This window comes from Pseudomonas sp. B20, from assembly GCF_020515755.1.
Taxonomy (GTDB): Bacteria; Pseudomonadota; Gammaproteobacteria; order Pseudomonadales; family Pseudomonadaceae; genus Aquipseudomonas; species Aquipseudomonas syringae.
In genome coordinates this window covers 133,429-159,844 of record NZ_JAHPJG010000007.1, presented here as the reverse complement: position 1 = coordinate 159,844, position 26,416 = coordinate 133,429, and the positions used below count along the sequence as shown (strand labels likewise).

Here is a 26,416-nt window from a genome sequence, read left to right as displayed (position 1 = left end):
TATGTGGTGGTTGTTCTGAGCTTATCGAAGTAGGACAATTACCGGCTTCACGTCACCACCTGCGACCCTGAATGGCCTTCCTTGCACTCGGTATCAACCATAAGACCGCCTCGGTCGACGTTCGCGAGCGTGTGGCATTTACCCCGGAACAGCTGGTCGAGGCATTGCAGCAGCTCTGCCAACTGACGGAAAGCCGCGAGGCTGCGATCCTTTCGACCTGCAACCGCAGCGAGTTGTACATCGAACACGAGCACCTCGGCGCGGACAGTATTCTTGCCTGGCTCGCCAATTATCATCACCTCAGCCTTGAAGAACTGCGCGCCAGTGCTTACGTGCACGAAGATGACGCTGCCGTGCGGCACATGATGCGTGTCGCCTCGGGGCTCGATTCGCTGGTGCTCGGCGAGCCGCAGATTCTCGGCCAGATGAAGTCCGCCTACGCGGTTGCCCGCGAAGCCGGTACGGTCGGGCCGTTGCTCGGTCGACTGTTCCAGGCGACGTTCAGCGCCGCCAAACAGGTGCGTACCGACACCGCCATCGGCGAAAACCCGGTCTCTGTGGCCTTTGCCGCAGTCAGCCTGGCGAAACAGATTTTCAGTGACCTGCAACGCAGCCAGGCCTTGTTGATCGGTGCAGGCGAGACCATTACGCTGGTCGCCCGGCATCTGCATGATCTGGGCGTCAAGCGTATCGTGGTTGCCAACCGTACGCTGGAACGTGCCAGCATGCTCGCCGCCGAGTTCGGCGCGCACGCGGTGCTGCTGTCGGACATCCCGGCGGAACTGGTCAACAGCGACATCGTGATCAGCTCGACGGCCAGCCAGTTGCCGATTCTGGGCAAGGGCGCCGTGGAAAGTGCGCTGAAGCTGCGCAAGCACAAACCGATTTTCATGGTCGATATCGCCGTACCGCGGGATATCGAGCCTGAAGTCGGCGAGCTGGACGATGTTTACCTGTACAGCGTCGATGACCTGCATGAAGTGGTGGCAGAGAATCTCAAGAGCCGCCAGGGCGCGGCGCTGGCCGCCGAGCAACTGGTCAGCGTGGGTGCCGAGGACTTCATGTCGCGCCTGCGCGAACTGGCCGCAGTCGACGTGCTGCGCGCCTATCGTCAGCAAAGCGAACGGCTGCGTGACGAAGAGCTGAGCAAGGCGCAACGTATGCTGGCCAACGGCAGCAATGCCGAGGACGTACTGATCCAGCTGGCGCGTGGCCTGACCAACAAATTGTTGCATGCACCCAGCGTGCAGCTCAAGAAGCTGTCTGCCGAAGGTCGCGTCGATGCGCTGGCCATGGCCCAGGAACTATTTGCCCTCGGTGAGGGCTCGACGGATAAAAACCCGCAATGAAAGCTTCACTGCTCAATAAGCTGGATGTGCTCAGCGACCGTTTCGAGGAACTGACCGCGCTGCTCGGCGACGCGGAAGTCATCAGCGATCAGACACGCTTTCGCGCCTATTCCCGTGAATACGCTGAAGTGGAGCCGGTCGTCACGCTCTACGCGCAGTTGCTCAGGGTGCAGGGTGATCTGGAGGGCGCACAGGCGCTGCTCAAGGACAGTGATCCGGACATGCGCGAAATGGCCGTCGAGGAAGTTCGCGAAACCAAGCAGCAACTGGTCGAGCTGGAAGCGCAATTGCAGCGCATGCTGTTGCCCAAGGACCCGAATGACGGTCGTAACGTGTTTCTGGAAATCCGCGCGGGCACCGGCGGTGACGAAGCGGCGATCTTCTCCGGCGACCTGTTCCGCATGTATTCGCGTTACGCCGAGCGGCGTGGCTGGCGGGTCGAGATTCTTTCCGAAAACGAAGGCGAGCATGGCGGCTACAAGGAAGTCATTGCGCGCGTCGAGGGTGACAGCGTCTACGGCAAGCTGAAGTTCGAGTCCGGCGCGCACCGTGTGCAGCGTGTTCCGGAGACCGAATCCCAGGGCCGCATCCATACCTCTGCCTGTACGGTTGCGGTGTTGCCGGAGCCTGACGAGCAGCAGGCGATCGAGATCAACCCAGCCGACCTGCGGGTCGACACCTATCGCTCTTCGGGCGCCGGTGGTCAGCACGTCAACAAAACCGACTCGGCGATCCGCATCACCCACTTGCCGTCGGGTATTGTCGTCGAGTGCCAGGAAGAGCGTTCGCAGCACAAGAACAGAGCCCGGGCAATGTCGTGGCTATCTGCCAAACTGAATGATCAGCAGACCAGCGCGGCGGCCAATGCCATTGCCAGCGAGCGCAAGCTGCTGGTCGGCTCGGGCGATCGGTCCGAGCGCATACGTACGTATAACTTCCCTCAGGGGCGAGTGACGGATCACCGCGTGAACCTGACTTTGTATTCGCTGGATGAAGTTCTGGCGGGCGGAGTCGATGCAGTGATAGAGCCGCTACTCGCTGAATATCAGGCTGATCAACTTGCGGCACTGGGTGAGTAAATGACCATCATCGCAAGTGTACTCAGAAGCGCCGAGCTTCCCGATTCACCGACCGCACGGCTCGATGCCGAGTTGCTGCTGGCGGCAGCGCTGGGCAAACCGCGCAGTTTTCTGCACACCTGGCCCGAGCGCATCGTCAGCACCGAAGCCGCAGTGGCATTCGCTGGCTACATGGAACGCCGCCGCAAGGGCGAGCCGGTCGCTTACATCCTCGGCCAGCAGGGCTTCTGGAAGCTGGACCTGGAAGTCGCGCCGCACACGTTGATCCCGCGCCCCGAGACCGAAATGCTGGTCGAGGCGGCGCTGGAAATGGTGCCTGCCTTCGCACACGCTCAGGTGCTTGACCTCGGCACCGGCACTGGCGCGATTGCGCTGGCGCTGGCCAACGAACGCCAGCAATGGAAGGTCACTGCGGTTGACCGTGTGCCAGAGGCCGTCGCCTTGGCCGAACGCAATCGGCAGCGCTTGCAACTGAACAACGCCGAAGTCTTCGAAAGTCACTGGTTCAGTGGCCTGCAAGGTCGACAGTTCGACCTGATCATCAGCAACCCGCCGTACATCTCCGACGCAGATCCGCATCTGTCGGCCGGTGACGTGCGTTTTGAGCCGAGCAGTGCGCTGGTGGCCGGTTCCGACGGGCTGGATGACTTGCGCACGATCATCGAACAGGCGCCTGCACACCTCAATGCGGATGGCTGGCTGCTGCTGGAACACGGCTACGATCAGGGCCCTGCGGTGCGTGAGCTGCTGATTCGCCAGGGCTTCGAGCGTATTCAGACGCGCCGTGATCTGGGCGAGCATGAGCGCATCACGTTCGGATGCAAGCCGTGCTGAGTGACCAGGAGCTGCTGCGCTACAGTCGCCAGATTCTGCTGCAACACGTTGATATCGACGGGCAGCTGCGACTCAAGCAAAGTCGTGCGCTGATCGTGGGCGTCGGCGGGCTTGGCTCGCCGGTGGCTCTGTATCTGGCCGCCGCAGGGGTCGGGGAACTGCATCTGGCGGATTTCGATCACGTCGACCTGACCAACCTGCAACGCCAGATCATCCACGACACTCAGAGCATCGGGCAGGCCAAGGTAGACTCGGCCATCGTCCGGCTCACCGCGATCAATCCCGAGATAACCCTTGTCGCTCATCGCGCAGCGCTGGATACCGATTCACTGGACGCGGCGGTACAGGCTGTCGATCTGGTGCTGGATTGCTCGGATAATTTCGCCACTCGCGAAGCGGTCAATGCCGCCTGTGTCGCTGCCGGCAAGCCATTGGTCAGCGGAGCAGCCATCCGGCTCGAAGGGCAGTTGTCGGTGTTCGATCCGCGTCGTGCGGACAGCCCTTGTTACCATTGTCTGTACGGGCATGGCAGCGAAGCCGAATTGACCTGCAGCGAGGCCGGTGTCATCGGGCCGCTGGTCGGTCTGATTGGCAGCCTGCAGGCGCTGGAGGCGTTGAAACTGCTGGCCGGCTTCGGCGAGCCCATGGTCGGTCGGCTGTTATTGATCGACGCCTTGAGCACGCGTTTCCGTGAACTGAAGGTCAAGCGTGACCCGGCGTGCAGCGTCTGTGGTCCGGCCAGCGTGCAGGGCGAGCATGCGTGACGTGCATATGAGCCATGGCAGCGATGCGCCAGTCGGAATCTTCGATTCCGGGGTCGGTGGTCTGTCGGTGCTCAATGAAATCCGTCAGTTGTTGCCCAGCGAGTCGCTGCTGTATCTGGCGGACTGCGGGCACATTCCCTACGGCGAAAAGACTCCCGAATTTATCATCGAGCGGTGCCTGACGATTGCCGGGTTTTTCCGCGAGCAGGGTGCCAAGGCCCTGGTCGTCGCCTGCAACACGGCCACGGCAGCAGGTGTGTCACATATACGTCAGCGCTACCCGGACTGGCCGATTGTCGGCATGGAACCAGCGGTCAAACCGGCTGCCGAGGCGACCCGCAGCGGCGTTGTCGGTGTGCTGGCGACCACCGGAACGCTACAAAGCGCCCGCTTTGCGGCCTTGCTGGACCGTTTTGCCAACGATGTACGGGTCGTGACCCAGCCGTGCCCCGGGCTGGTCGAGCTGATCGAAACCGGCGACCTGGTCAGTCCGCAAATCCGTCAGTTGCTGCAGCACTATGTCGAGCCTTTACTGGAAGCACGCTGTGACACGATCATTCTGGGCTGCACGCACTATCCGTTCCTCAAGCCATTGCTGCGCGAAATGCTCCCGGAGTCGGTCACCCTGATCGATACCGGAGCCGCAGTGGCGCGGCAGCTGCAGCGTCTTTTGGCGCGGTCCGGCCTGCTTGCCAGTGGTGTCGCCCGAGACACTGTGTATTGGTCTAGTGACATACCGGACAATTTCAGAAAAATCCTACCTTTTTTGTCGCAAAACGTCGGCGATGTGAGAAGCTTCCGTTTGTAAAAAAAACGTGAAAAAAGGCGCTTTTGGGGTGAACTTACTTCGCCTCCGCGGCTTCTATAAAAGCGGCTGATGAATTCCAACACTTTTCGTACAATTTAATATATTTAGGACGTTTCTCATGAAGAGACTCTTTTGCCTGGCCGTGATTGCGGCCGCTTTGGCAGGGCAAGCTTCAATCGCGCAGGCTGATGGTGTTGAGTTTTCGGTCGGTCAGACCGGCGAGTCGACCATGACTTATCGTCTGGGCGTGCAGTTTGATTGGGATAAAACCTGGCTGCAAAGCGACATCGGTCGTTTGACCGGCTACTGGGATGGCGCTTACACCTACTGGGATGGCAAGGACTACAAGGATAACCACAGCCTGTCGTTCTCCCCGGTTCTGGTCTACGAATTCGGCAACGGCAACGTCAAGCCATACGTAGAAGCCGGTATCGGCGTCTCGGTGTTTTCGAACACTCAGGTTGAAGACCGCAAGTTCGGTTCTGCCTTCAACTTCGAAGACCGTATCGGTTTTGGTCTGCGCTTCGCGGGCGGGCATGAAGTCGGTATCCGTGCGACCCACTACTCCAACGCCGGCATCAAAGAGCCGAACGACGGTATAGAAAGCTACGCTTTGCATTACAAGATGCCGTTCTGATAAAACAGCTGCCTCTCATGCCAGCGCCCCGCGTTGGCATGCATTTCGTGACGCTCCGCTCCGGACCATCCCCCCCTGCAGAAGAGCCCGGGTGACGGCGCTTTCAGGCTTCTGCCCGCAGGGCGTAGGAGCGAACTTGTTCGCGAAAGGGCCGGTATATTCACCGAAAATACTTCGCCTGAACTGACGCCTTCGCGAACAAGCGAAGCGTCGCCCGGTCCGCTCCTACGGCCTTCGGCCAGAATCAAGAACAGATTTGTGTATAACGCTTAGCACAGCGCGTGGGGACGATAGTGATGAATCAAAGATAAGCCGTCGCAATCCCTTTGCGTTCGTTCAGGCAATCTTCCGCACCCGCTTCGAATTCACGACAGATCAACGGGCGTTTCTCGTAGATCGTGCACATCATCGTGTTGCGATCCAGCGCAGCGCACCAGCCGTCATCCAGACGCAACATGACCTCGCCACCCCACTCATCGGTATCGATATAACGCTCAGGCACGCCCGTGTCGGTGATCAGCATCACTTCCAGTTGGCAGCAGCAGGCTGCGCAGGTCGAACACGTGACTGCCGGTTCTTCGCCGTGGATCTCTGCGAGCGGAATGAGTGTAGCGTTCAGAGCGGTTCTCCCGAGTGTCTGGCGGCGCGGGCTGCCAGCCATTGCAGCAGGGGAAATACACCCGCCCAGACCAGGCCCAGCACCAGCATGCCTGGCCACACTCCGAGGGGAAGGTGGACCTGTGCCAATTGCGAGCCGGCATAGTACGACATCGGACCGCCAATAGCGCCCAGCACGACTGCGCGCCATAGCGGCTTCGCTGTCCAGGCCAGGCAATGATTGAGCGTGGTGCCCAGCACCGCCCACAACAGTGCCAGCCACAGCGGCAAGAGATAGCCGCCCGTGCCGAAATCAAAAACGCCGAGTGTCATCAAGGCACTGTCCAGCACGATACCGATCAAGGTCACGGTCAGAATCAGCCGGCCTTCGGCTGCCCATGAGCTGATCCACAGAAAATGCACCGCCAGAACGCCGACAGCGATCAGCAGCCAGAAACTGTTGCCGCCCAGTACACAGGCGAACCAGCCGATCTGAAACAACAGCGCATTGGCGATGGATTTAAGCATTGAAGCGGCCAAGCAAGGGTTCGCGCAGCGCTTCGGGTTTGGCGAGCAGCAGTTGTGCGGTGCCAATGGTCCGCTCCAGGAAGCCGCCTTCGCAGTAACACAGGTAAAACTCCCACAGGCGCAGGAAATGCTCGTCGTAACCCAGTTCGGCGAGTTTGCCGTGAGCGTCTTTGAAGTTGTCGTGCCACAGGCGCAGGGTGCGCGCGTAGTGCAAGCCGAAATCTTCCATGTGCAGCAGGTTCATGTCGGTATCGCTGCCGACGATGTCGAGCATCTTCGCCACCGAGGGCAGCGCGCCACCGGGAAAAATGTAACGCTGGATGAAGTCCACATTGCTTTTGGCCTGTGCGTAACGCTGCTCGCGGATGGTGATTGCCTGCAGCAGCATCATGCCGTTGCTTTTCAGCAGGTTCGCGCATTGCTTGAAGTAGGTGGGCAGAAAGCGATGGCCGACCGCTTCGATCATCTCGATGGACACCAGCTTGTCGTACTCACCGGTCAGGTCCCGGTAGTCGGTCAGCAGCAACGTCACGCGATCCTGCAGGCCCAGTTCGATCAACCGTCGCTCGGTGTAGGCGAACTGTTCCTTGGACAGGGTTGTGGTGGTCACCTGGCAGCCGTAGTGCTGCGCAGCGTAAATAGCCATGCTGCCCCAGCCGGTGCCGATTTCCAGCAGGTGATCGGTGGGTTTCAGGGCGAGTTTCTGACAGATGCGCTCGAGCTTGTTCAATTGCGCCTGCTCCAGCGTGTCGTCTTCGCTGAGGAACTGCGCAGCTGAGTACATCATCGTCGGGTCGAGAAACTGCTCGAACAACGTGTTGCCCAGGTCGTAGTGGGCCGCGATGTTTTTCTGCGAGCCTTCGCGCGTGTTGCGGTTGAGCCAGTGCAGCGCATGAATCAGCGGGCGGGTCAGGCGCGCCATTCCGCCCTCCATCGCATCCAGTACATCCAGATTGCTGACAAACACCCGGACCACCGCCGTCAGGTCTGGAGTCGTCCAGTAGCCATGAATGAAGGCCTCGCCCGCACCGATGGAACCGTTGCTGGCGACCATGCCCCAGGCTGCCGAGTCCAGAATATGGATTTCAGCCTGAATCAGCGCGCCGTTCTTGCCGAACACATGGCGCTCACCCCGTTCGACAATCACCAACTGGCCGTTGCGCAGTCCTGCGAGTTGCCGCAGCACACCTCGGCGCAGGAGGTTGGCAGTCAAACCATTGGTGCCCAGATTGGCAGAAAAACTACTGCTACTGCTTTTCATGGAGTGAGTCCTTGGATTGCGCGGCGGCAGCACGGTACTCGCCGTCAGCGGCTTGATGGGAAAAGATGGGTATGCGTTTGACCAACAGGCGCATGGCCTGCCAATAAATGGCCAGACAGGTTTTCGCGGTCATCCATGGATAAGCGATCAGATAGCGATGCAGCGTCTTGCGGTTCAGATTCTGGCGGGTCAGATTGAGCGTGGCGTCGAACATCTTCAGCTCGCCTTGCCAGTCAGCCATGTGTACACCGATCCGTTCGGCGGGCTGGCTGAAGCTCATGCGGTATTCGAGATCACGTGGCAGGAACGGTGAAACATGAAAGGCCTTGGCCACGGCAAAATGCTGATGGCCTTCGCCGGTGGCGGGCAGCACGTAGCTGTAGCGCTCGCCCCACGGGGTATTGGTGACTTCACACAGAATGCCGGCCAGTGTGCCGTCGGCCTCATGGCAGTAGAAAAAACTCACCGGGTTGAACGACAGGCCCCAACTGCGTGCCTGGGTCAGCAGGCAGACGCGACCCGACGGGATGCGGCCCAACGCTTTGCCGACCCGCTCGCGGACCGCCTCGATGAGCGTCAGTCCTTGCCCGGTCAGCTCTGGCAGATAATCGCGCTCACGAAACGAGAACGGCGCAAAACGCCCCCGACCTGCCAGTGGGGAGAGCCCCAGCACGCTGTCCTGTTCATCCAGATCCAGATAGAGCAGGCCTATCCGATAGGTGAACTCATGGGCGCGCGGTGCAAACCGCCGGTGGCTGATCCAGCCACTGTAAAGGGCGCTGTTCACAGTGTTTCACCAAAGGCCTGGGCGACACGCAAGCCGCTGACCACGCCGTCCTCGTGAAAACCGTTGGCCCAGTAGGCGCCGCAGTACCAGGTGTTATCCACACCATTGATTTCCTCCCAGCGCGCCTGTGCAGCGATCGCATCGAGGCTGTATTGCGGATGGGCGTAGCGGTAGCGGCCGAGGATTTTGGCCGGGTCGATGGCCGCAGTCTGGTTGAGGCTGACGCAGAACGTCGTGTCGCTCTCGATCCCTTGCAGAATGTTCATGTCATAGGTGACGGCGGCCGACTGCTGTTCGCCGCCGCCCAGGCGATAGTTCCAGCTCGCCCAGGCCAGTTTGCGCTTGGGCAGCAGTCGCGTGTCGGTGTGCAGCACCACATCGTTTTCGGCATAGCGCAGCGCGCCGAGAATCGACTGTTCGGCACTCGATGGCTGCGCCAACAGGGCCAGGGCCTGATCGCTGTGACAGGCAAACACCACCTTGTCGAAACGTTCGCTGCCCATGGTGCTGTGCAGCGTCACACCTTCGCTGTCACGCTCGACACGTGTGACCGGGCACGACAGACGAATGCGCTCGCGGAACGAGGCTGTCAGCGGTTCCACATAACTGCGGGAGCCGCCCTGAATCACGCACCATTGCGGGCGGTGGGTGACCGACAGCAGGCCGTGATTCTTGAAAAAACGCACGAAGAACTGCAACGGGAAGCCGAGCATGTCGGCCAGCGACATCGACCAGATCGCCGCGCCCATGGGCACGATGTAATGATCGATGAAGCGCTGGCCATAACCGCCGGTCTTCAGGTATTCACCCAGCGTGGTGTCCGCCGCGATGCGCTGGTTTTCCAGATCATCGACCGATTGGCGATTGAAACGCAGGATATCGCGCAGCATGCCCCAGAACCGTGGCGACAGCAGATTGCTGCGCTGGGCGAAAAGGCTGTTGAGGTTGTTGCCGTTATATTCCACGCCAGTGCGCGGATCATGCACCGAAAAGCTCATTTCCGCAGGCTGGAAGCCGACACCCAGCTGGCCTAGCAGGCGAATGAAATTGGGGTAGGTCCAGTCGTTGAAGACAATGAAACCGGTGTCAATGGCGTAGGCGCGGCCTTCGACCTGCACGTCCACCGTGTGAGTGTGCCCGCCGATCCAGTCCGAAGACTCGAACACGGTCACCTCATGCGCGCGGTTGAGCAGGTAGGCACTGGTCAGGCCAGAAATCCCGCTGCCAATGACTGCGATCTTCATTGCGCGTCCTTATTCGACGATTCGCTGCGCGCCATGCGTTTACCGAGGGCGAGTCGGGCGCGTGCCGGAAGCAGGGCCAGTAAGCTCATGCTGAAGATGAACAGTGCCGGAAAGGCGATATCCAGTGGGCGTTTGTTGCGCCCGAGTTTGCTGGCGATGTGCTTGGCTGCCTTTTCGACAGGCCAGCGCATCGGCATGGGGAAATCGTTTTTCTGCGTCAGCGGCGTGTCGACGAATCCGGGGCTGACCACCGTCACGTCGATGTTTTCGCTGGCCAGGTCCAGGCGCAGCGCTTCGAGCAGATAACGCAGGCCGGCCTTCGACGCGCCGTAGGCTTCGGCGCGGGGCAGGGCCAGGTAGGTCACTGCACTGGCCACGCCGACCAGGTGCGGCTGATGACCTTTGCGCAGCAGCGGCAACGCGTGCTCGATGCAGTAACTGCTGGCCAGCAGGTTGGTACGCACCACGCGTTCGACCATGGCCGCTTCAAACTGCCGGGCATCGATGTATTCGCAGGTGCCCGCGTTGAAGATGGCGGTATCCAGGGCTCCCCATTGCTGGGCGATGTCGTCGGCAATCGCCTTGACTTGCTCGGGGTCGGTGATGTCACCGGTCACCAGCAGCACCTGCGTGGGATAAACCTTCGCAAGGTTCTGTAATGGCTCAAGCGTGCGGGCGGTCAGCGCGAGCCGATGACCGGCGTTGAGCAGTTCTTTGGCCAGCGCCAGGCCAATGCCGCTGCTTGCTCCGGTCAACCAGATGCGTCGTGCAACAGGAGTGCTCATCCCAACCTCTTCTTCAACCAATGGATGACTCGACCCATGATGGGCAGATGTTCGTAGAGCAATGCACCGGCATCGAAGTAGTCCCGGTGTCGATAAACCTTGTCGCGCCACTTCAGGTGCGAACAGCCTTCTACCTGAATTGTCCGGCCGGCGGCCAGACGTGGATGCGAATAACTCATGGTCCAGACCAGATAGCCCTCGCCGGGGCGCACTTCGTCGAAGGCGTGGAAGTCGAAACGCAGGTCCTCGACGTTGGCGTATAGCTCGCCGAAATAGCGGCGCATGGCGGCCAGGCCATGGATATCGTGCATCGGATCGCTGAACGACACGTCTTCGCTGTACAGCTCGGCAACCTGATCAAGGTTGTCCTTGTTCAGTGCGGCAAAACCTTCGGCGAAGCGATGCAGGAAATCAGCCATGTTCGACTCCTGCGGCCGGCTGTCGAGCCGGGAGCGCCTTGAACGCTGCCAGGGCGCGGGCGCGGCTCTTGCTCAGGTCGACGATGGGTTTCGGGTAGTCGGCAGCGCCAAACAGGTCACCGATCAATGACGGGTCGTGAATCTGCTTTTTATTCATATCCGCCAGTTCCGGCAGCCAGCGTTTGATGAACACGCCTTCCGGGTCGAAGCGTTCCGACTGCGACAGCGGATTGAAAATACGGAAATAGGGCGCCGAATCGGTGCCGGTGGATGAACTCCACTGCCAGCCGCCATTGTTCGACGCCAGATCACCGTCGATCAGGTGGCGCATGAAAAAGCGCTCGCCCTCACGCCAGTCGATCAAAAGATTTTTGGTGAGAAACATCGCGACGACCATCCTTAGCCGATTGTGCATCCATCCGGTTTCCAGCAACTGGCGCATCGCTGCGTCAATGATCGGCAGCCCGGTACGTGCCTCTTGCCAGGCGCGCAGTTCTTCAGGGGCATCGCGCCATTTCAACGCTTCTGTTTCCGGGCGAAAGGCGCGATGACGCGAGACGCGCGGGTAGCCGACCAGCGTGTGTTTATAGAACTCTCGCCATAATAGCTCGTTGATCCAGGTCACGGTGCCGACATCGCCGGTCTCGAACTCGCCCTGGTTGCTGGCCAGGGCCGCGTGCAGGCACTGGCGCGGCGAAATCACCCCGGCCGCCAGGTAGGCCGACAGCTGGCTGGTGCCGGGCTTGGCCGGAAAGTCGCGTTCGGTCTTGTAGTAGCTGATCTGCTCGTCGGCGAAGGCGTCCATGCGCCGTCTGGCTTCCGCCTCACCGGCCGGCCACAGGTCACGCAACGCTTTCGAGGGCGTGGCAAAGCCCTTGACCTGATCGGGAACCGCATCGCTTTTTATCGACTGTGCCGGCTGCGCTTTCGGGGTGCGCACCGGGTGCGGCATGGCCTCGTGCAGTCGGGTATAGCAGACCTTCTTGAACTGGGTGAATACCTGAAAATAATTGCCGGTCTTGGTCAGGATGCTGCCGGGCTTGAATAACAGCTGATCGAGGTAGCTGTTGAAGTGCACACCGGCTTTTTCCATCGCCTTGTGCACCGCCTGGTCACGGCGGGTCTCGTTGATGCCGTATTCCTGATTGACGTGCAGGCCCGCGACCTTGAACTGTGTGCACAGCTTTGCCAGCACTTCAGGCGCCTGGTCCCAGCTGTCCGCCTCGCGGATCAGCAAGGGAACATTCAACGCGCCCAGCACCTTCTCGAGCTCGACCAGATTGCGCAGCCAGAAGTCGACCTTGCAGTCGGCATCGTCATGGCTGCGCCACTGCGCAGGACTGAGCAGGTAGACCGCCAGCGTCGGACCGCGCTCCATGGCGGCGGTCAGGGCAGTGTTGTCTTGAGCGCGCAGGTCACTGCGCAGCCAGATCAGTTGCATGAGAAGTCCTTAGATAAGTCCGAGCTTGCCCAGCTCGATCTGAGCGCTGAGTACGTCGTGGGCAAGGGTCAGTCCAGATATCTCCTTGGCCTGTACGAGCAACTCGGCATTATGGATCTGCACCGTTGGTCCGCCCAGCACGACAGGGCAGGTGATATTGGCCAGCAATCGGGGCAAATGGGTCACGTTCAGCGACTTGCTGGAGTACAGCAATATGCCGCGTGGCTTGAGGTATTCGGCTGCCAGCGCCAGCTCGCCGACCGGCAACGGCCAGTCGAACACCTCGACCGGACAGTCGGCGCTGCTCACCAGCCAGGCCGCGAGCCACAGATGCGGCTCCAGCGGCAGATCGGACTGATTGACCAGCAGCAACGGGCTGCCATTAAGCTGACGGTTGTTGTGATAGATGCGCGCGCCGAACTTGCTGCGCAGCCAGGAGTAGAAAAACGTGCGCTCCAGTTGTGCGCCGAACTTGCCTTGCCAGCGCCGTTCCAGTTCGGCCAGCAGCGGCAGCAGCAACTGTTCACACAGCGTGCGCGGCGGGTACAGCGACATCGCCTGATTGAACACATCATCGACCCGGCGTTCGGCCAGTTCGCCGATCGCGACCAGCAAGGTCTGACGCAAGGCGTCCCAGTCGTTGGTCGGCGGCAGGGCGTCCTGGCGATTGTCATCGATCAGGCCCTTGACCTGACTGACGGACACGCCACGGTTGAGCCAGGTCAGAATCTTCATGACGCGCTGCACATGCTCGTCCGAATACAGCCGATGACCTTTGGCGGTGCGGTGCGGGACGATCAGTCCATAACGCCGCTCCCAGGCACGCAGGGTGACGGCGTTGACGCCTGTCTGCCGTGCGACCTCGCGGATCGGCAGCCAGTCGCCCGGCACCTCTGTATCTGTTTCATTCATGAGTCAAATCGCATTGCGCAGGCTGAGGTTTTCCGGGTGGGGCTGCATGTACACCTGCAGTGCCACATACGGGTCCGGATGTTGGCGAAAATGATGCTTGAGCAACGTCAGCGGTACGATCAACGGCACGATGCCCTGATGATACTGGGCGATGACCTGCTGGATTTCCTGCTTGTCTTCACTGGTAATGGTTTGTTTCAAATAACCACACAGGTGCTGCAGAACGTTGGTGTGAGTACTGCGCGTGGCGCACTTTTTCAAGGCAGCCATCAGTTGGCTGAAGTACAGCGGCGCGATTTCATTCGGGTCGGTACGGCCCATGCTGCCGAGCATCTTGCCCAGTGCCTTGTATTGCACCGGGTCATTGGCCATCAGCTGGTATTTGTAGCGCGAGTGGAATTCGGTCAGGGCGCGCCGGGTGACGCCTTCTTTCAGCAACTGTTTCCAGGCAGCGTAGGCAAACACGCGGGTGACGAAATTTTCGCGCAGCACGGCATCGTTGAGCCGCCCGTCTTCCTCGACGGGTAGATCGGGGTGACGTTCGCAGAAGGCCTGCGCATAGATTCCGCGACCACCGCCATCGACCGGGGCGCCGTTTTCGCGGTAGACCTTGACGCGCTCCAGGCCGCAGGACGGGGATTTCTGCATGAAGATGTAGCCGCAGATATCACCCAGCTCAGCGGCCATCTGTATGCCGTAATCCGCCAGGGCCTCGGTGACGTCCAGGTCACGATTGACCGTGCCGAGCGCCTTTGGGTTTTCTGCGTCGCCTACCAGCCTGATCGGCTCGCGGGGGATGCCCATGCCGATAGCGACTTCAGGACACGCCTGGACGAAATCGAAATACTTGCTCAGCGCCTGTGTACACAGATGAGATTCCTTGTGTCCGCCATTGAAGCGAACCTCGGCACCCATCAGGCAGGCACTGATGCCGAGTTTGGGTTTTTCGATTACGGACGCCGCCATCAGTCACCTCTACAGAAGACTTGTACAGATAGTTCGTGCTGTACAACTTGTCTTCATCATAGGGGTGTAACTGTACAAGTCAAATTCTTTGTAGAGGGCGGTAAGGGCTGATTCCAGCTACTTCCAGCCCATCCGCCACGTATCCGCCTGTTGCAGCACTTGCCACGGCAGTCGCTCGCTGCGCTGGGTCAGCACGGCCTGCAGTTCGATTTCCAGCACAGTGCCTTCTTCGTCCTTGAACAGCTCGGTGACCAAGAAGTGCTTTTCCCGGTTGAGCGGGGTGGCGGCTGTCCATTTCGACAGCAGCAGCTTGCGCGGGTTGATCTGATTCATTGCACATGCTCCAGCAGTCGGCGCGCGGCTTCCTGGCCACTCAGCCAGGCACCTTCCACACGCCCGGACAGGCACCAGTCGCCGCACACGTAAATGCCCAGATCGGCGTCCGACAGGGCGCCCCATTCGTGAGAGCCGGCAGGTCGTGCATACAGCCAGCGATGCGCGAGGCTGAACACCGGCGCCGGCATGGTGCAGTCGATCAACTCCGCGAATGCGCCGTGCAACTGTTCGGTGACCTGTTCTCTGGAGGCGTCGATATTCTGCTGGCTCCACTGGCTGGTGGCGTGCAGTACCCAGGTATCAAGCGTGGCGTCGCGCCCGGGTTTGCTGCGGTTACGGGCCAGCCAGTCCAGCGGGCTGTCCTGCACGAAGCAACCCTGCATGGGCGTCTGCAACGGGGTTTCGAAAGCCAGCGCCACAGCCCAGGTCGGGTCCATCTTCACGCCAGCCACGACGCTGGCCAGTTTCGGCGCGGCAGCCAGCAGGGCAGTGGCCTGAGGGGCCGGGGTAGCGATGATCACATGGCTGAAAGGGCCGTGGCTTTCGCCGTCGGCATCCAGCAGGTTCCAGTGTTGTTCGCCGCGAAACACTTCAGTGATGCGGCACGAGAACGACACCGGCAGATCGCCGCGCATCGCCCGGGTAATGGCGCTCATGCCAGGGGTGCCGACCCAGCGCACCTGCTCGTCCGGTGAGGGGCTGAGCCTGCCGTCATGAAAGTTGTAGAGCGAGGGCGTCCACTCGGCGACGTGGCCCTGGGTTTGCCACTGCTTGACTGCGGTGGCAAAGCGCCGATCACGGGCGGTGAAATACTGTGCGCCCATGTCCAGCGAACCTGCGTCGCTGCGCTTGCTGGACATACGACCGCCGCTGCCGCGGCTCTTGTCGAAAAGGTGCACCTGATGCCCGGCGGATGTCAGCGCCTGGGCTGCTGAGAGTCCGGCGATACCGGTACCGATGATTGCGATAGGGACAGTCATAGGGGCCTCGTTACCTTGTCTGTACAGACTACGCCGTAGTTAAAACCTGTACAATCTTCTTGTTTGGTATAACTTGCAGTGGTTTTGGCATTTAGCGATTGAGTCACATTGCCACTGGCAAGGTCGAACGGTTCAGCGGCTCGGGCAAAGGCCTCGGAGGCTGCGTTTCATTCTGCTGTGGCCTATGGTTCAGCTGACAGTTTCGTTTTCCGGACCAACGTCACGGACAGCGTCACTGGTAAAAATAAGACTACCCAATTGTCACCTACGCCACGCGAGGTTATCTGCCATGCACATATTGCTGACCGGTGGTACTGGTTTGATAGGACGAGCGCTCTGCCGTTCCTGGTCTGCTCAAGGCCATGAATTGACGGTATGGAGCCGAAAACCCGCCGACGTCGCCGAGCTGTGCGGCCCCTCAGTGCGTGGCATTGCCAGCCTTGATGAGCTGGGTACGCAGCCGGTGGATGCAATCATCAATCTGGCAGGCGCGCCCATTGCGGATCGCCCCTGGACCCGCAAGCGCCGTCTGTTGCTGTGGGAAAGTCGCGTTGGCCTGACCGAACAACTGCTGAAATGGCTGGGCACTCGCGAGCAAAAACCTGCGCTGATGATTTCCGGCTCTGCAGTCGGCTGGTACGGCGACAGTGGCGAGCGCGAAATCGACGAAACCTCACTGCCTGCCAAGGAAGACTTTGCCAGCCAGCTGTGCAACGCCTGGGAAGAAACCGCGCAACGCGCCGAGGCGCTGGGTGTGCGCGTGGTGCTGATACGCACAGGGCTGGTGCTGTCCGATCGTGCCGGTTTTCTGCAGCGTCTGTTACCCCCTTTCAAATTCGGCATGGGCGGGCCGATCGGCAATGGCAGGCAGTGGATGCCGTGGGTTCACATCCAGGATCAAATCGCCGCAATTGATTTTCTGTTGAATCTGAATGAAGCAAAGGGTCCTTATAATGTGTGTGCGCCTTCACCGGTGCGCAATCGTCAGTTTGCCAAGTCCCTGGCCGGCATTCTGCACCGACCGGCATTCATGCCCATGCCTGCGCTGGCCCTGAAGGTATTGCTGGGTGAGCTGTCGGTATTGCTGCTCGGTGGTCAGCGTGCGCGGCCGGAGCGTTTGCAGGAAGCTGGTTTTACATTCAAGTACACCGAACTCGACATTGCCCTGCAGGATTTGCTGGGTCGCCACTGAACGCTGTTGAAATGAATAGGATGTTGCATGACCGATCACGCTTTGTTGCTGGTCAATCTGGGTTCGCCTGCTTCTACTCAAGTGGCAGACGTGCGCAGCTATCTGAACCAGTTCCTGATGGATCCTTATGTGATCGACCTGCCATGGCCGGTGCGCAGGCTGTTGGTCTCGCTGATTCTGATCAAGCGGCCCGAGCAGTCCGCGCACGCCTATGCGTCCATCTGGTGGGATGAAGGTTCGCCCCTGGTGGTGCTGAGCAAGCGCCTGCAGCAGGCGATGAAAAAGGAGTGGTCGCACGGACCGGTCGAGCTGGCCATGCGTTATGGCGAGCCGTCCATTGAAACGGTGCTGACGCGGCTGGCAGAGCAGGGCTTCAAGAAAGTCACCCTGGCGCCGCTGTACCCGCAGTTCGCCGACAGCACGGTGACCACGGTCATCGAAGAAGCCAAACGCGTGGTGCGCGCCAAATCGTTGAAGATGCAGTTCTCGGTTCTGCAGCCATTCTACGATCAGCCCGAGTACCTGAGTGCGCTGGTGGAAAGCGTGCGGCCGCATCTGGAGCAATCTTATGACCATTTGCTGCTGAGCTTTCACGGTCTGCCTGAGCGGCACCTGCACAAGCTCGACCCGACCGGCAAGCATTGCCTGAAGGACGACTGCTGCATGACCGCACCCGCCGAAGTGCTCGCGACCTGCTATCGCGCACAGTGCATCCAGTCGGCGGCGGCATTCGCCAAGCGTATGGGCATTCCTGACGACAAATGGTCGGTGTCGTTCCAGTCACGTCTGGGACGCGCCAAGTGGATCGAACCCTACACCGAAGCGCATCTGGATGAACTGGCGGCGAAAGGTGTCAGGAAGCTACTGGTCATGTGCCCGGCGTTCGTGGCTGATTGCATCGAGACGCTGGAAGAAATCGGCGACCGCGGTGCCGAGCAGTTCAAGGAAGCCGGGGGAGAGGAGCTGATCCTGATCCCTTGCCTGAACGATGATCCCAACTGGGCGAAAGAGCTTAACCGACTGTGCGAGCGTGCGCCGTTGATGTTGTGACAAGCAGAAAATCAAAGGCGGACGCAGAGCGTCCGGAATGTCATGTCGGACACAGGCTCACTCCCACAAGGGCGCATCAAGGCAACTGATCATCCGGCTTGTTGTGCTTCCAGCTGTCATTGCCTGGCAGGATCAGGTTCAGGGCGATGGCAGTCACGGCGCACAGGGCAATGCCTTTCAGGCCGAAGTCGTTCGGGCCGTTGCCGGTGCCGATCAATACGCCGCCGATCCCGAACACCAGAGTGACCGAGACGATCACCAGGTTGCGCGCTTCGGCCAGGTCGATCTTGTGGCGGATCAGGGTGTTCATGCCCACCGCGGCAATCGAACCGAACAGCAGGCACAGAATGCCGCCCATTACCGGCACCGGAATGCTCTGCAGCAGCGCCCCGAACTTGCCAATGAACGCTAGCGTGATGGCAAAGAACGATGCCCAGATCATGATCTGCGGGTTGTAGTTCTTGGTCAGCATCACCGCGCCCGTCACTTCGGCGTAGGTGGTATTGGGCGGGCCGCCGAACAGACCGGCAGCGGTGGTGGCGATGCCGTCGCCGAACAGCGTGCGATGCAGGCCCGGCTTTTTCAGGTAGTCGCGCCCGGTCACGCTGCCCACTGCAATCACCCCGCCGATGTGCTCGATGGCCGGGGCCAGAGCGACCGGGACAATGAACAGAATCGCCTGCCAGTTGAATTCCGGTGCAGTGAAGTGCGGCAAGGCCAGCCAGGCGGCGTCAGCGATTTTTTTGGTATCGACCACACCAAAGTAGAACGACAGCGCGAAGCCCACCAGCACGCCGGAGATGATCGGCACCAGACGGAAAATGCCTTTGCCGAACACCGCCACGATCAGCGTGGTCAGCAAGGCCGGCATCGAAATCAGCATGGCGGTCTGATAAGGAATCAACTGCACGCCATCGCCGGACTTGCCCATCGCCATGTTGGCTGCAATCGGCGCCATGGCCAGACCGATCGAGATGATGACCGGCCCGATCACCACCGGAGGCAGCAGACGGTCGATGAAACCGGTGCCCTTGATCTTCACGGCCAGACCTAGAAACGTGTAGACGAAGCCTGCTGCCATGACGCCGCCCATGGTCGCGGCCAGGCCGAACTGGCCCTTGGCGAGGATGATCGGGGTGATGAAGGCAAAGCTCGAGGCCAGGAAGACCGGCACCTGACGCCCGGTGACGATCTGGAACAGCAGCGTGCCCAGGCCTGCGGTGAACAGTGCCACGTTCGGATCGAGCCCGGTGATCAGCGGCATCAGGACCAGCGCGCCAAAGGCCACGAAGAGCATTTGCGCGCCGGATAGGATCGTGCGCCACAGTGGATCGTTGAACTCCTGCTGCGTCATCGGGTTACGCGTCCTTCTGCTTGGTGCCGAAAATCTTGTCACCGGCATCGCCCAGGCCCGGAATGATGTAGCCGTGTTCGTTCAGGCGCTCATCGATGGAAGCGGTGTAGATCATCACGTCCGGGTGCGCTTGCTCTACGGCAGCGATGCCTTCGGGCGCAGCGACCAGAACCATGGCGCGGATTTCCTTGCAGCCAGCCTTCTTCAACAGATCAATGGTGGCGACCATCGAGCTGCCGGTGGCCAGCATCGGGTCGATGATCATCGCCAGACGCTCGTCGATTTCCGGGACCAGTTTTTCCAGGTAGGTGTGCGCCTGCAGGGTTTCTTCGTTGCGAGCCACGCCGACCGCGCTGACCTTGGCGCCGGGGATCAGACTGAGCACGCCGTCCAGCATGCCGATACCGGCGCGCAGAATCGGCACGACGGTGATTTTCTTGCCCGCGATCTTCTCGACTGACACCGTACCGGCCCAGCCTTGAATGTCGTAACTTTCCAGGGTCAGGTCGGCCGTGGCTTCATAGGTCAGCAGCGCGCCGACTTCCTGAGCCAGCTCACGGAAGTTCTTGGTGCTGATGTCGGCGCGGCGCATAAGGCCGAGCTTGTGGCGGATCAGTGGGTGACGGATCTCACGAATGGGCATGGGGAAAGGCTCCAGCGGGGCAAAAATCGGTCTAGGTTAATCTATTCAGCTGTTACTGTCTTAAAGCGCGTGCAGTATCGTCTCGAAGCTTCGACGTTCGCGGCTTTTGCAAGACACTCGCAACGTTAGTCCAGAATCGCTTGCTCTGGCTTGAACGGATGCGTACCTTTGCCCGCTTTTCTCAAACTGCCTTACCTGGAGAGCGTCATGTCCGCTGATCTCGAGCATATCCGTCAAGTCATGCGCGAAGCTGACTGCCTGTACACCGAGTCCGAAGTGGATGCGGCCATTGCCCGCGTCGGCGCGCAGATCAATGCCGAACTGGCCGAGCGCAATCCGGTTGTGTTCTGTGTCATGAATGGCGGCCTGATTTTCTCCGGCAAGCTGCTCACCCACCTGAACTTCCCGCTGGAAGCGTCCTACCTGCACGCAACGCGCTATCGCAACGAAACCACCGGCGGCGATCTGTTCTGGAAAGCCAAGCCGGAAGTCTCGTTCATGGACCGTGACGTGCTGATCATCGATGACATCCTCGATGAAGGTCACACCCTGGGCGCCATCATCGACTTCTGCAAACACGCCGGTGCCCGCGCGGTGCACACTGCCGTGCTGATCGACAAGGACCACGACCGCAAGGCTCGCCCGGACCTGAAAGCCGACTACGTCGGTCTGCCGTGCATCGACCGTTACATCTTCGGTTTCGGTATGGACTACAAAGGCTACTGGCGTAATGCTGCCGGTATCTATGCGGTCAAAGGGATGTAAGGCATTCTGACGACCGCTTCTGCGAACAGGGGCGGTCGTCGATTGGCAATTATATGGAAACCCTCAATGAAGCTACTGATTCCCGGCGCCGTGGCGTTGGTGCTGTTGTCTGGTCTGGCAGTTGCCGCACCTGCTGCGCCGGTATCGGCCAGCCCCATGCACGATCAATACCTGCCGCCTGACGACCTGAGCCTGCGTGAAGGTGTGCCCGAGCAGCAACAGCTGATGCGGGTCACCGAATACACCATCGTTGCCGGTAACCAGCGGCAGTCGAGTCAGCAGCCGATTCCGGTCACCTCGCCCTTGTCGCTGCGCCTCAAGGGCAAGTCGCTGAACAAGGGCGCGTCCATCTCCCAGGTGCTCGTGCACTTCGACGGCGGTGATAGCAAAAGCCTTAAAAAGCCGACCTATGATGAGCCGTCGAGCACGTTGACGCTTTATTACCCGCTGTCCCAGTACCGCGTGCTGGTGGACTTGCTGCGCAACGAGAAGGTCTATTGCCAGTTCCTCAGTTATGCCAACGGGCACATCTGGGCTGATCTGCACACCACCTCTGCACGTGCGCGTTGAGCGCGGCGCTCGCCGGAGGGTAAACTGCCCGCCCGTGAAAGTGTCTGCGACCTGCTGGAGCCTGTAATGCGTAAAGATAAGAAGCAGTTGATTGGCGATGAGATCGGCGATGAGCAGATCAAACTGTTCCTCAACTTCGAGCCGTATGATGCTACCTCGCCGTCGCTGCACAAGCTGATCAAGGCCTACCGTGGGCTGCGCATCAACGATTTCGAACGCTTTCTGGTGTTCTTCAAGGAAGCGGGCCATGACTTCGATGGCAAGGACGAGCACGGCAACGACTTCATCGCCCTGATCAAGGATCAGCGCAATGCTGATGAGTACATCGAACTGATCGAAAAAGCCCGCGGTTGACTATCGTGCCAAGGCTCCGCATTGCCAGAGCTGGACGCAGAGCGTCCGGAACTGCATTCCCACGCGGAGCTCTCAGTCGTTATACACACGTCCTAGAGCGCCCGGAATAACGGGCTTCCGAGCTTCTGCCCAGAGGGCGTGGGAGCGAACTTGTTCGCGAAGACGGTGTTTTAGTCGATGCATTTTCGGCGATTATACGACCCCCTTCGCGAACAAGTTCGCTCCCACGGCCTTCGGCCAGAATCAAAAACAGACTTGCGTATAACACTGAGCGCAAAGCGTGAGGACGAACGCTGCAGTTATTTGCGCGCCTGATACGCCTTGCCGTAATGCCGCTCCAGTCGTGACTGCAACAACTCCAGCCCGATCGACATGATCCAGTACAGCACCGCTGCGGTGGTCAGCATTTCGATGTATCGATAGCTGGAGCGGCCGTAAGACTGGGCCAGAAACATCACTTCCCAGACGCCCATCACTGAAATCAGTGAAGAATCCTTGAGCATGGAGATGAACTGGTTGGTGGTCGGCGGAATGATCGTGCGCATGGCCTGGGGCAGGGTAACGCGCCAGAAGATCTGCGCCGGGCGCAGCGCCAATGCCAGTGCGGCTTCACGTTGCCCGGCAGAGACGCCGATGATGCCCGCACGGAAAATCTCGCTCAGGTACGCCCCGTAGTTGAGCGACAGCGCGATCACTCCCGCCGTGATGGCTCCGGGCACGATGCCAAGTTGTGGCAGGCCGAGATAGATCAGCAGGATCTGAATCAACAATGGCGTGCCGCGAAAGAACGAGGCGTAGAAGCTGGCGATGCCGAACGCCATCGCGCTGCTGGAAAGCCGCGCGAGTGCCGTGACAAAGCCGAGCGCCACCGAGACCAAGATCGAGCACACCGACACGAATAATGTCAGCGCCGCGCCCTGCAGAAAGCCGTTGGGTGCCAGATGCAGCCCGATCAGGTTCGGCAGCTTGTCGAGGATGATCGACAGCTTCAGGTCGAAGCTCAGGAAGAAGCCGGCGAACAGGACGAACATGACCAGCCAGGTCAGGTAAAGCCGTGTGCGGAAGCCGAAAACTCGCTTGAGCAGGCTCTGTTCGGCCTGCTCGGGTGGGCGCTGGGGCTGAAAGGAAGTCATTTGCTGATGTCAGCACCGATCCACTTTTGCGACAGCTTGCTCAGGGTGCCATCGCTCTTCAGTTCGGCGAAGACTTGGCGAACCTTGGCGTCCCATTCCGGATCGTCTTTTTCGATGGCCACAGAGTTGGGTTCTTCATACAGCGACTCGCCCGCCAGTTTGAAGCGCTTGTCCTGATCCAGGCGCGGTTTCGCGGTCACCAGATTGGTGAGAATCGCGTCCAGCCGCTTGCCAGCACCCAGCCCGAGGTCTTGAAAGGCCACGTTGTCGTTGTCGTACGGAGCGATCTGCACGTCTTCGAACGGGTACTGCAGTGGCTTGTCTTCGGCGCCATCGATAACCAGATTCTTGTTCAGGTAGCTTTCGTAGCTGGAGGCGCTGGTCAGGCCGACCTTTTTGCCGCTCAGGTCCTTGGCCGAATGGATACGATCATCCGTGGCGTTGACCACGATCACCGCAGGCGAGGCGTAATACTCCACCGGGAAATTGAACACTTCGGAACGCGCCTTGCTCGGCGTCATCGAGCAGACGCAGATGTCATAACGGCCGCTCCAGTGGCCCGCGGCGATCACGTCCCAGGACGGTGTTTCGAGGCGCAGCTTGACGCCCAGTTTCTGCGCCACGGCCTTGGCGACGTCGACATCGAAGCCGTCCAGTTCATTCTTGTCATTCAGGAAAGAGAAGGGCGGGTAACTTTCCATGAGAACGTTGACCAGCTCTTTGTTTTTCTGCACGCGATCCAGCGTGGCGCCGGCCAGAACTTGCGTGGAGGCTGCCAGAGTAACCAGGCCGATGCCCAGCAGAGCGCGATAATTCACAGATATCCCCTGAAAAAGTGTTTGTAGTTTGATGAAAGGGCCGTATTAAATACGTTATACAAGACTGACTCATAATGAGTTTTTTTCATATACATATAAGCAGATCACATATGAAGCAAGGCACAACTGTAATTCTCGATGGCGGCATGGGCCGTGAGCTGCAGCGTCGCGGCGCCCCGTTTCGCCAGCCTGAATGGTCGGCGCTGGCATTGAGTGAAGCGCCCGAAGCGGTGAGTGCGGTGCACGCCGCTTATATCGAAAGTGGTGCTCAGGTCATTACCAGTAACAGCTACGCCGTCGTGCCGTTTCATATTGGCGAAGAGCGTTTTGCCCGCGAAGGTCAGGCATTGGCAGCACTGGCCGGGCAACTGGCGCGCGAGTCGGCCGATGCGTCTGGCGGACGCGCCCGGGTGGCCGGCTCCATTCCGCCGCTGTTCGGTTCCTATCGCCCTGACCTGTACCAGCCCGAACTGGCTGCCAACGTTCTGAAACCACTGGTTGCCGGGCTGTCGCCGTATGTCGACCTGTGGCTGGCCGAAACCCAGAGCTGCATTCTCGAAGCGCAGACCATCCGCGCCGGGCTGCCCAATGACGGCAAACCGTTCTGGCTGTCGTTCACCCTGCAGGATGAAGACACTGACGAGGTTCCGCGCCTGCGCTCAGGCGAGCCGGTCGCCGACGCCGCCAGGGCCGCCGCTGCAATGGGTGTTGCCACGCTGCTTTTCAACTGCAGTCAGCCAGAGGTGATCGGTGGCGCAATCGATGCGGCGCGTGAGGTGTTCACGTCGCTGAACGTCGACATTGCCATCGGCGCGTACGCCAACGCCTTCCCGCCGCAACCCAAGGACGCCACCGCCAACGACGGTCTGGATGAGCTACGTGAAGACCTTGACCCGCAGGGCTATCAGCAGTGGGCGGCAGACTGGGTCAAGCGCGGCGCCACGCACATTGGCGGCTGCTGCGGGATTGGCCCGGAGCACATTGCCGTACTGTCCAGAAGCCTCTGACCGGCGCCTGAAATAAACGCAATAAAAAGCCCCATGGCTGTTAAAGGCTCACGGGGCTTTTTGTGACAGCACAGCAGCAGTCTGGTCAGGCGAAGCTGTGTTCCTGGCTGCTTTTCTCGACCAGTTCCAGCGCCTCGTCGTTCTGCGCGTTGATGCGCTCGTAAAGCGGCGCATCGGTTTCGAGGATCTTCTCCCGGGCCGGGAAAATCTCTTCGAGCTTGGTCGCCCATTCCGTGCGGGTTTTCTCCGGAAAGCAGCGTTCGATCAGTTCAAGCATGATCGACACGGTCACCGAAGCGCCGGGCGAAGCGCCGAGCAGTGCGGCCAGCGAGCCATCCTGTGCAGACACCAGCTCGGTGCCGAATTGCAGGACGCCGCCTTTTTTCGCGTCTTTCTTGATGATCTGCACGCGCTGACCGGCGATTTCGAGGCGCCAGTCTTCGGCTTTCGCTTCCGGATAGAAGCGGCGCAGCGATTCCAAGCGTTGCTCCATCGATTGCATCACTTCGCTGACCAAGTACTTGGTCAGGTCCATGTTGTCGCGCGCCACCGCCAGCATCGGTTTGATGTTGGCCACGCGGACCGACAGCGGCAGGTCGAGGTACGAGCCGTGTTTCAGGAACTTGGTGGTGAAACCGGCATAAGGTCCGAACAGCAGGGACTTCTTGCCATCGACCACGCGGGTATCCAGATGCGGGACGGACATTGGCGGCGAGCCCACGGCAGCCTGGCTGTAGACCTTGGCCTGGTGGTGCTTGACCACTTCCGGGTTGTCGCAACGCAGCCACTGGCCGCTGACCGGGAAGCCGCCAAAGCCCTTGCTTTCTTCAATGCCCGACAACTGCAACAGCGGCAACGCTGCGCCACCGGCACCGAGGAACACGAACTTGGCATCTATCTCACGCGTGCCGCCGCCATTCACGTCCTTGACGCTGACAGTCCAGCCGGCACCGTTGCGGGTCAGGTTGGTCACCCGGCTGCGGTACTTGATCTGCGTGCCTGGAGCGCTGGTCAGGTGGCCAAGCAGTTGATTGGTCAGCGCGCCAAAGTTGACATCGGTGCCGTTCATCATCCGCGTTGCAGCAATTTTTTCGTCCGCAGGCCGACCAGGCATCATCAATGGCATCCACTCGGCCAGCGTTGCCTTGTCCTCGGTGTATTCCATCGAAGAGAAGGCGTGATGCTTGCTCATGGCTTCAAAACGGGTCTTGAGGAACGAGACGCCTTTTTCGCCCTGTACGAAGCTCAGGTGCGGAACCGGGTTGATGAATGAGCGGGCTGAACCAAAGGTGCCCTTGCGCGCCAGGTAGGCCCAGAACTGTTTCGAGACTTCGAACTGGGTGTTGATGTGCACCGCTTTCTTGATGTCGATGGAGCCATCAGCCGCAGGCGGCGTGTAGTTCAGCTCGCACAGACCGGCGTGGCCGGTGCCGGCGTTGTTCCACGGGTTGGAACTCTCCGCAGCACCGGAATCCATCAGCTCAACGACTTCCAGCGTGATGCCGGGGTCGAGCTCTTTTAGCAATACCGCCAGAGTGGCACTCATGATGCCCGCTCCGACCAGTACTACATCGACTGCTTCGTTATGCGCCATTAACGCGTCTCCAAAATCTGCAGCACCAAATTGACGGCATACGATCCTGAGGCTGTTTGCCAGGTGTTCGTGGGCTGAATCAAGCGTCTACCCTCGTTTGCCTGGCCAGGATCGCCTGACCGATTCTTCGCAATTTTTCGCATCCAAAGCGCAGGTCCCGGTCAGGCCCGGTCATGGTTCATCAATACTTCATGAACGCATTTCCAGGC

General features: G+C 60.0%; 29 protein-coding genes. 12 read left to right on the top strand and 17 right to left on the bottom strand.

The window, feature by feature from the left end; translation table 11 throughout:
- Positions 1 to 71: 71 nt before the first annotated feature.
- The 6 genes from hemA (at position 72) to LIX91_RS10095 (ending at position 5,471) form a co-directional block, all read left to right on the top strand.
- Complete coding sequence (gene hemA / locus LIX91_RS10120) at positions 72 to 1,349, top strand: glutamyl-tRNA reductase (protein WP_226488427.1); 1,278 nt, start codon at positions 72 to 74, stop codon at positions 1,347 to 1,349.
- Complete coding sequence (prfA, locus tag LIX91_RS10115) at positions 1,346 to 2,428, top strand: peptide chain release factor 1 (protein ID WP_003317120.1); 1,083 nt, start codon at positions 1,346 to 1,348, stop codon at positions 2,426 to 2,428. Before hemA ends, prfA begins: the two co-directional genes overlap by 4 nt.
- Positions 2,429 to 3,262: a peptide chain release factor N(5)-glutamine methyltransferase gene (gene prmC / locus LIX91_RS10110; RefSeq protein WP_201419416.1), complete on the top strand. Its 834-nt coding sequence runs from the start codon at positions 2,429 to 2,431 to the stop codon at positions 3,260 to 3,262.
- Entirely contained in the window at positions 3,256 to 4,026 is a 771-nt protein-coding gene (locus tag LIX91_RS10105; protein ID WP_226488426.1) for a molybdopterin-synthase adenylyltransferase MoeB, read from the top strand. The genes prmC and LIX91_RS10105 overlap by 7 nt, the downstream gene beginning before the upstream one ends.
- Entirely contained in the window at positions 4,019 to 4,834 is an 816-nt protein-coding gene (murI, locus tag LIX91_RS10100) for a glutamate racemase (protein WP_226488425.1), read from the top strand. The genes LIX91_RS10105 and murI overlap by 8 nt, the downstream gene beginning before the upstream one ends.
- Before the next feature lie 118 nt (positions 4,835 to 4,952).
- A complete protein-coding gene (locus LIX91_RS10095) occupies positions 4,953 to 5,471 on the top strand; it encodes an acyloxyacyl hydrolase (protein WP_002552154.1) in 519 nt (172 codons plus the stop codon).
- 301 nt (positions 5,472 to 5,772) lie between these two features.
- Here the strand turns inward: LIX91_RS10095 and LIX91_RS10090 are convergent, their stop codons facing one another.
- The 12 genes from LIX91_RS10090 to LIX91_RS10035 all read right to left on the bottom strand — a co-directional run bounded on the left by LIX91_RS10090 (position 5,773) and on the right by LIX91_RS10035 (position 15,727).
- Positions 5,773 to 6,132 carry a YkgJ family cysteine cluster protein gene (locus tag LIX91_RS10090; protein WP_044309893.1) on the bottom strand — a complete coding sequence of 120 codons (360 nt, stop codon included), beginning with the start codon at positions 6,130 to 6,132 and terminating at the stop codon, positions 5,773 to 5,775.
- Positions 6,087 to 6,596, bottom strand: a complete 510-nt coding sequence (locus LIX91_RS10085) for a DUF2878 domain-containing protein (protein WP_003318232.1) — start codon at positions 6,594 to 6,596, stop codon at positions 6,087 to 6,089. The genes LIX91_RS10090 and LIX91_RS10085 overlap by 46 nt, the downstream gene beginning before the upstream one ends.
- Positions 6,589 to 7,857: an SAM-dependent methyltransferase gene (locus tag LIX91_RS10080; RefSeq protein ID WP_003421694.1), complete on the bottom strand. Its 1,269-nt coding sequence runs from the start codon at positions 7,855 to 7,857 to the stop codon at positions 6,589 to 6,591. Before LIX91_RS10080 ends, LIX91_RS10085 begins: the two co-directional genes overlap by 8 nt.
- Positions 7,844 to 8,644, bottom strand: a complete 801-nt coding sequence (locus LIX91_RS10075; RefSeq protein ID WP_003415048.1) for a DUF1365 domain-containing protein — start codon at positions 8,642 to 8,644, stop codon at positions 7,844 to 7,846. Before LIX91_RS10075 ends, LIX91_RS10080 begins: the two co-directional genes overlap by 14 nt.
- Positions 8,641 to 9,888 (bottom strand): NAD(P)/FAD-dependent oxidoreductase, encoded by a 1,248-nt coding sequence (locus LIX91_RS10070; protein WP_044311960.1) that lies wholly within the window; start codon positions 9,886 to 9,888, stop codon positions 8,641 to 8,643. Before LIX91_RS10070 ends, LIX91_RS10075 begins: the two co-directional genes overlap by 4 nt.
- A complete protein-coding gene (locus LIX91_RS10065; RefSeq protein ID WP_003408650.1) occupies positions 9,885 to 10,673 on the bottom strand; it encodes an SDR family NAD(P)-dependent oxidoreductase in 789 nt (262 codons plus the stop codon). The genes LIX91_RS10070 and LIX91_RS10065 overlap by 4 nt, the downstream gene beginning before the upstream one ends.
- Positions 10,670 to 11,092, bottom strand: a complete 423-nt coding sequence (locus LIX91_RS10060) for a nuclear transport factor 2 family protein (protein ID WP_003408652.1) — start codon at positions 11,090 to 11,092, stop codon at positions 10,670 to 10,672. Before LIX91_RS10060 ends, LIX91_RS10065 begins: the two co-directional genes overlap by 4 nt.
- Positions 11,085 to 12,533 (bottom strand): deoxyribodipyrimidine photo-lyase, encoded by a 1,449-nt coding sequence (gene phrB, locus LIX91_RS10055; protein WP_226488424.1) that lies wholly within the window; start codon positions 12,531 to 12,533, stop codon positions 11,085 to 11,087. The genes LIX91_RS10060 and phrB overlap by 8 nt, the downstream gene beginning before the upstream one ends.
- A gap of 9 nt (positions 12,534 to 12,542) precedes the next feature.
- Positions 12,543 to 13,445 carry a MerR family transcriptional regulator gene (locus LIX91_RS10050; protein WP_003408656.1) on the bottom strand — a complete coding sequence of 301 codons (903 nt, stop codon included), beginning with the start codon at positions 13,443 to 13,445 and terminating at the stop codon, positions 12,543 to 12,545.
- A 3-nt stretch (positions 13,446 to 13,448) separates the two neighbouring features.
- On the bottom strand, positions 13,449 to 14,411 hold the full coding sequence (locus LIX91_RS10045) for a YbgA family protein (protein ID WP_003318222.1): 963 nt from the start codon (positions 14,409 to 14,411) through the stop codon (positions 13,449 to 13,451).
- Positions 14,412 to 14,528: 117 nt separating this feature from the next.
- Positions 14,529 to 14,744, bottom strand: coding sequence for a TIGR02450 family Trp-rich protein (locus tag LIX91_RS10040; protein ID WP_002552164.1), 216 nt, complete (start codon positions 14,742 to 14,744; stop codon positions 14,529 to 14,531).
- On the bottom strand, positions 14,741 to 15,727 hold the full coding sequence (locus LIX91_RS10035) for an NAD(P)/FAD-dependent oxidoreductase (protein ID WP_003408658.1): 987 nt from the start codon (positions 15,725 to 15,727) through the stop codon (positions 14,741 to 14,743). The genes LIX91_RS10040 and LIX91_RS10035 overlap by 4 nt, the downstream gene beginning before the upstream one ends.
- A gap of 289 nt (positions 15,728 to 16,016) precedes the next feature.
- Here LIX91_RS10035 and LIX91_RS10030 point away from each other — a divergent pair, with 289 nt between their 5' ends.
- Positions 16,017 to 16,919, top strand: coding sequence for a TIGR01777 family oxidoreductase (locus LIX91_RS10030; protein ID WP_024691815.1), 903 nt, complete (start codon positions 16,017 to 16,019; stop codon positions 16,917 to 16,919).
- Positions 16,920 to 16,946: 27 nt separating this feature from the next.
- On the top strand, positions 16,947 to 17,969 hold the full coding sequence (gene hemH / locus LIX91_RS10025) for a ferrochelatase (protein ID WP_003415059.1): 1,023 nt from the start codon (positions 16,947 to 16,949) through the stop codon (positions 17,967 to 17,969).
- A gap of 76 nt (positions 17,970 to 18,045) precedes the next feature.
- Here hemH and LIX91_RS10020 read toward each other — a convergent pair whose 3' ends face one another.
- Together LIX91_RS10020 and upp are read right to left on the bottom strand one after the other, a co-directional pair.
- The gene (locus LIX91_RS10020) at positions 18,046 to 19,323 is read right to left on the bottom strand and encodes a uracil-xanthine permease family protein (protein WP_024661431.1); all 1,278 of its coding nucleotides are present in this window, start codon (positions 19,321 to 19,323) and stop codon (positions 18,046 to 18,048) included.
- Positions 19,324 to 19,327: 4 nt separating this feature from the next.
- Positions 19,328 to 19,966 (bottom strand): uracil phosphoribosyltransferase, encoded by a 639-nt coding sequence (gene upp, locus LIX91_RS10015; protein ID WP_003346127.1) that lies wholly within the window; start codon positions 19,964 to 19,966, stop codon positions 19,328 to 19,330.
- A gap of 207 nt (positions 19,967 to 20,173) precedes the next feature.
- Here upp and LIX91_RS10010 point away from each other — a divergent pair, with 207 nt between their 5' ends.
- From LIX91_RS10010 to LIX91_RS10000, 3 genes are all read left to right on the top strand, one after another.
- Entirely contained in the window at positions 20,174 to 20,731 is a 558-nt protein-coding gene (locus LIX91_RS10010) for a hypoxanthine-guanine phosphoribosyltransferase (protein WP_003421702.1), read from the top strand.
- A gap of 66 nt (positions 20,732 to 20,797) precedes the next feature.
- Positions 20,798 to 21,301, top strand: a complete 504-nt coding sequence (locus LIX91_RS10005; RefSeq protein ID WP_003318213.1) for a hypothetical protein — start codon at positions 20,798 to 20,800, stop codon at positions 21,299 to 21,301.
- A gap of 66 nt (positions 21,302 to 21,367) precedes the next feature.
- A complete protein-coding gene (locus LIX91_RS10000; RefSeq protein WP_004419120.1) occupies positions 21,368 to 21,655 on the top strand; it encodes a PA4642 family protein in 288 nt (95 codons plus the stop codon).
- A 299-nt stretch (positions 21,656 to 21,954) separates the two neighbouring features.
- Here LIX91_RS10000 and LIX91_RS09995 read toward each other — a convergent pair whose 3' ends face one another.
- On the bottom strand, positions 21,955 to 22,788 hold the full coding sequence (locus LIX91_RS09995) for an amino acid ABC transporter permease (RefSeq protein ID WP_226488423.1): 834 nt from the start codon (positions 22,786 to 22,788) through the stop codon (positions 21,955 to 21,957).
- Positions 22,785 to 23,606 (bottom strand): ABC transporter substrate-binding protein, encoded by an 822-nt coding sequence (locus tag LIX91_RS09990; RefSeq protein WP_004419119.1) that lies wholly within the window; start codon positions 23,604 to 23,606, stop codon positions 22,785 to 22,787. Before LIX91_RS09990 ends, LIX91_RS09995 begins: the two co-directional genes overlap by 4 nt.
- A 110-nt stretch (positions 23,607 to 23,716) precedes the next feature.
- Between LIX91_RS09990 and LIX91_RS09985 the strand changes: the two genes are divergently transcribed.
- On the top strand, positions 23,717 to 24,613 hold the full coding sequence (locus tag LIX91_RS09985; protein WP_181017067.1) for a homocysteine S-methyltransferase family protein: 897 nt from the start codon (positions 23,717 to 23,719) through the stop codon (positions 24,611 to 24,613).
- Between the two features lie 85 nt (positions 24,614 to 24,698).
- On the opposite strand, the gene mqo is transcribed toward LIX91_RS09985, so the two are convergent.
- Positions 24,699 to 26,207 carry a malate dehydrogenase (quinone) gene (mqo, locus tag LIX91_RS09980; RefSeq protein ID WP_226488422.1) on the bottom strand — a complete coding sequence of 503 codons (1,509 nt, stop codon included), beginning with the start codon at positions 26,205 to 26,207 and terminating at the stop codon, positions 24,699 to 24,701.
- Positions 26,208 to 26,416: the final 209 nt, after the last annotated feature.

Coding starts and splice junctions, on each gene's coding strand:
- hemA (WP_226488427.1), top strand. CDS start 72: ATGGCCTTCCTTGCACTCGGTATCAACCATAAGACCGCCTCGGTCGAC.
- prfA (WP_003317120.1), top strand. CDS start 1,346: ATGAAAGCTTCACTGCTCAATAAGCTGGATGTGCTCAGCGACCGTTTC.
- prmC (WP_201419416.1), top strand. CDS start 2,429: ATGACCATCATCGCAAGTGTACTCAGAAGCGCCGAGCTTCCCGATTCA.
- murI (WP_226488425.1), top strand. CDS start 4,019: ATGCGTGACGTGCATATGAGCCATGGCAGCGATGCGCCAGTCGGAATC.
- LIX91_RS10095 (WP_002552154.1), top strand. CDS start 4,953: ATGAAGAGACTCTTTTGCCTGGCCGTGATTGCGGCCGCTTTGGCAGGG.
- LIX91_RS10090 (WP_044309893.1), bottom strand. CDS start 6,132: ATGGCTGGCAGCCCGCGCCGCCAGACACTCGGGAGAACCGCTCTGAAC.
- LIX91_RS10085 (WP_003318232.1), bottom strand. CDS start 6,596: ATGCTTAAATCCATCGCCAATGCGCTGTTGTTTCAGATCGGCTGGTTC.
- LIX91_RS10080 (WP_003421694.1), bottom strand. CDS start 7,857: ATGAAAAGCAGTAGCAGTAGTTTTTCTGCCAATCTGGGCACCAATGGT.
- LIX91_RS10070 (WP_044311960.1), bottom strand. CDS start 9,888: ATGAAGATCGCAGTCATTGGCAGCGGGATTTCTGGCCTGACCAGTGCC.
- LIX91_RS10065 (WP_003408650.1), bottom strand. CDS start 10,673: ATGAGCACTCCTGTTGCACGACGCATCTGGTTGACCGGAGCAAGCAGC.
- LIX91_RS10060 (WP_003408652.1), bottom strand. CDS start 11,092: ATGGCTGATTTCCTGCATCGCTTCGCCGAAGGTTTTGCCGCACTGAAC.
- phrB (WP_226488424.1), bottom strand. CDS start 12,533: ATGCAACTGATCTGGCTGCGCAGTGACCTGCGCGCTCAAGACAACACT.
- LIX91_RS10050 (WP_003408656.1), bottom strand. CDS start 13,445: ATGAATGAAACAGATACAGAGGTGCCGGGCGACTGGCTGCCGATCCGC.
- LIX91_RS10045 (WP_003318222.1), bottom strand. CDS start 14,411: ATGGCGGCGTCCGTAATCGAAAAACCCAAACTCGGCATCAGTGCCTGC.
- LIX91_RS10040 (WP_002552164.1), bottom strand. CDS start 14,744: ATGAATCAGATCAACCCGCGCAAGCTGCTGCTGTCGAAATGGACAGCC.
- LIX91_RS10035 (WP_003408658.1), bottom strand. CDS start 15,727: ATGACTGTCCCTATCGCAATCATCGGTACCGGTATCGCCGGACTCTCA.
- LIX91_RS10030 (WP_024691815.1), top strand. CDS start 16,017: ATGCACATATTGCTGACCGGTGGTACTGGTTTGATAGGACGAGCGCTC.
- hemH (WP_003415059.1), top strand. CDS start 16,947: ATGACCGATCACGCTTTGTTGCTGGTCAATCTGGGTTCGCCTGCTTCT.
- LIX91_RS10020 (WP_024661431.1), bottom strand. CDS start 19,323: ATGACGCAGCAGGAGTTCAACGATCCACTGTGGCGCACGATCCTATCC.
- upp (WP_003346127.1), bottom strand. CDS start 19,966: ATGCCCATTCGTGAGATCCGTCACCCACTGATCCGCCACAAGCTCGGC.
- LIX91_RS10010 (WP_003421702.1), top strand. CDS start 20,174: ATGTCCGCTGATCTCGAGCATATCCGTCAAGTCATGCGCGAAGCTGAC.
- LIX91_RS10005 (WP_003318213.1), top strand. CDS start 20,798: ATGAAGCTACTGATTCCCGGCGCCGTGGCGTTGGTGCTGTTGTCTGGT.
- LIX91_RS10000 (WP_004419120.1), top strand. CDS start 21,368: ATGCGTAAAGATAAGAAGCAGTTGATTGGCGATGAGATCGGCGATGAG.
- LIX91_RS09995 (WP_226488423.1), bottom strand. CDS start 22,788: ATGACTTCCTTTCAGCCCCAGCGCCCACCCGAGCAGGCCGAACAGAGC.
- LIX91_RS09985 (WP_181017067.1), top strand. CDS start 23,717: ATGAAGCAAGGCACAACTGTAATTCTCGATGGCGGCATGGGCCGTGAG.
- mqo (WP_226488422.1), bottom strand. CDS start 26,207: ATGGCGCATAACGAAGCAGTCGATGTAGTACTGGTCGGAGCGGGCATC.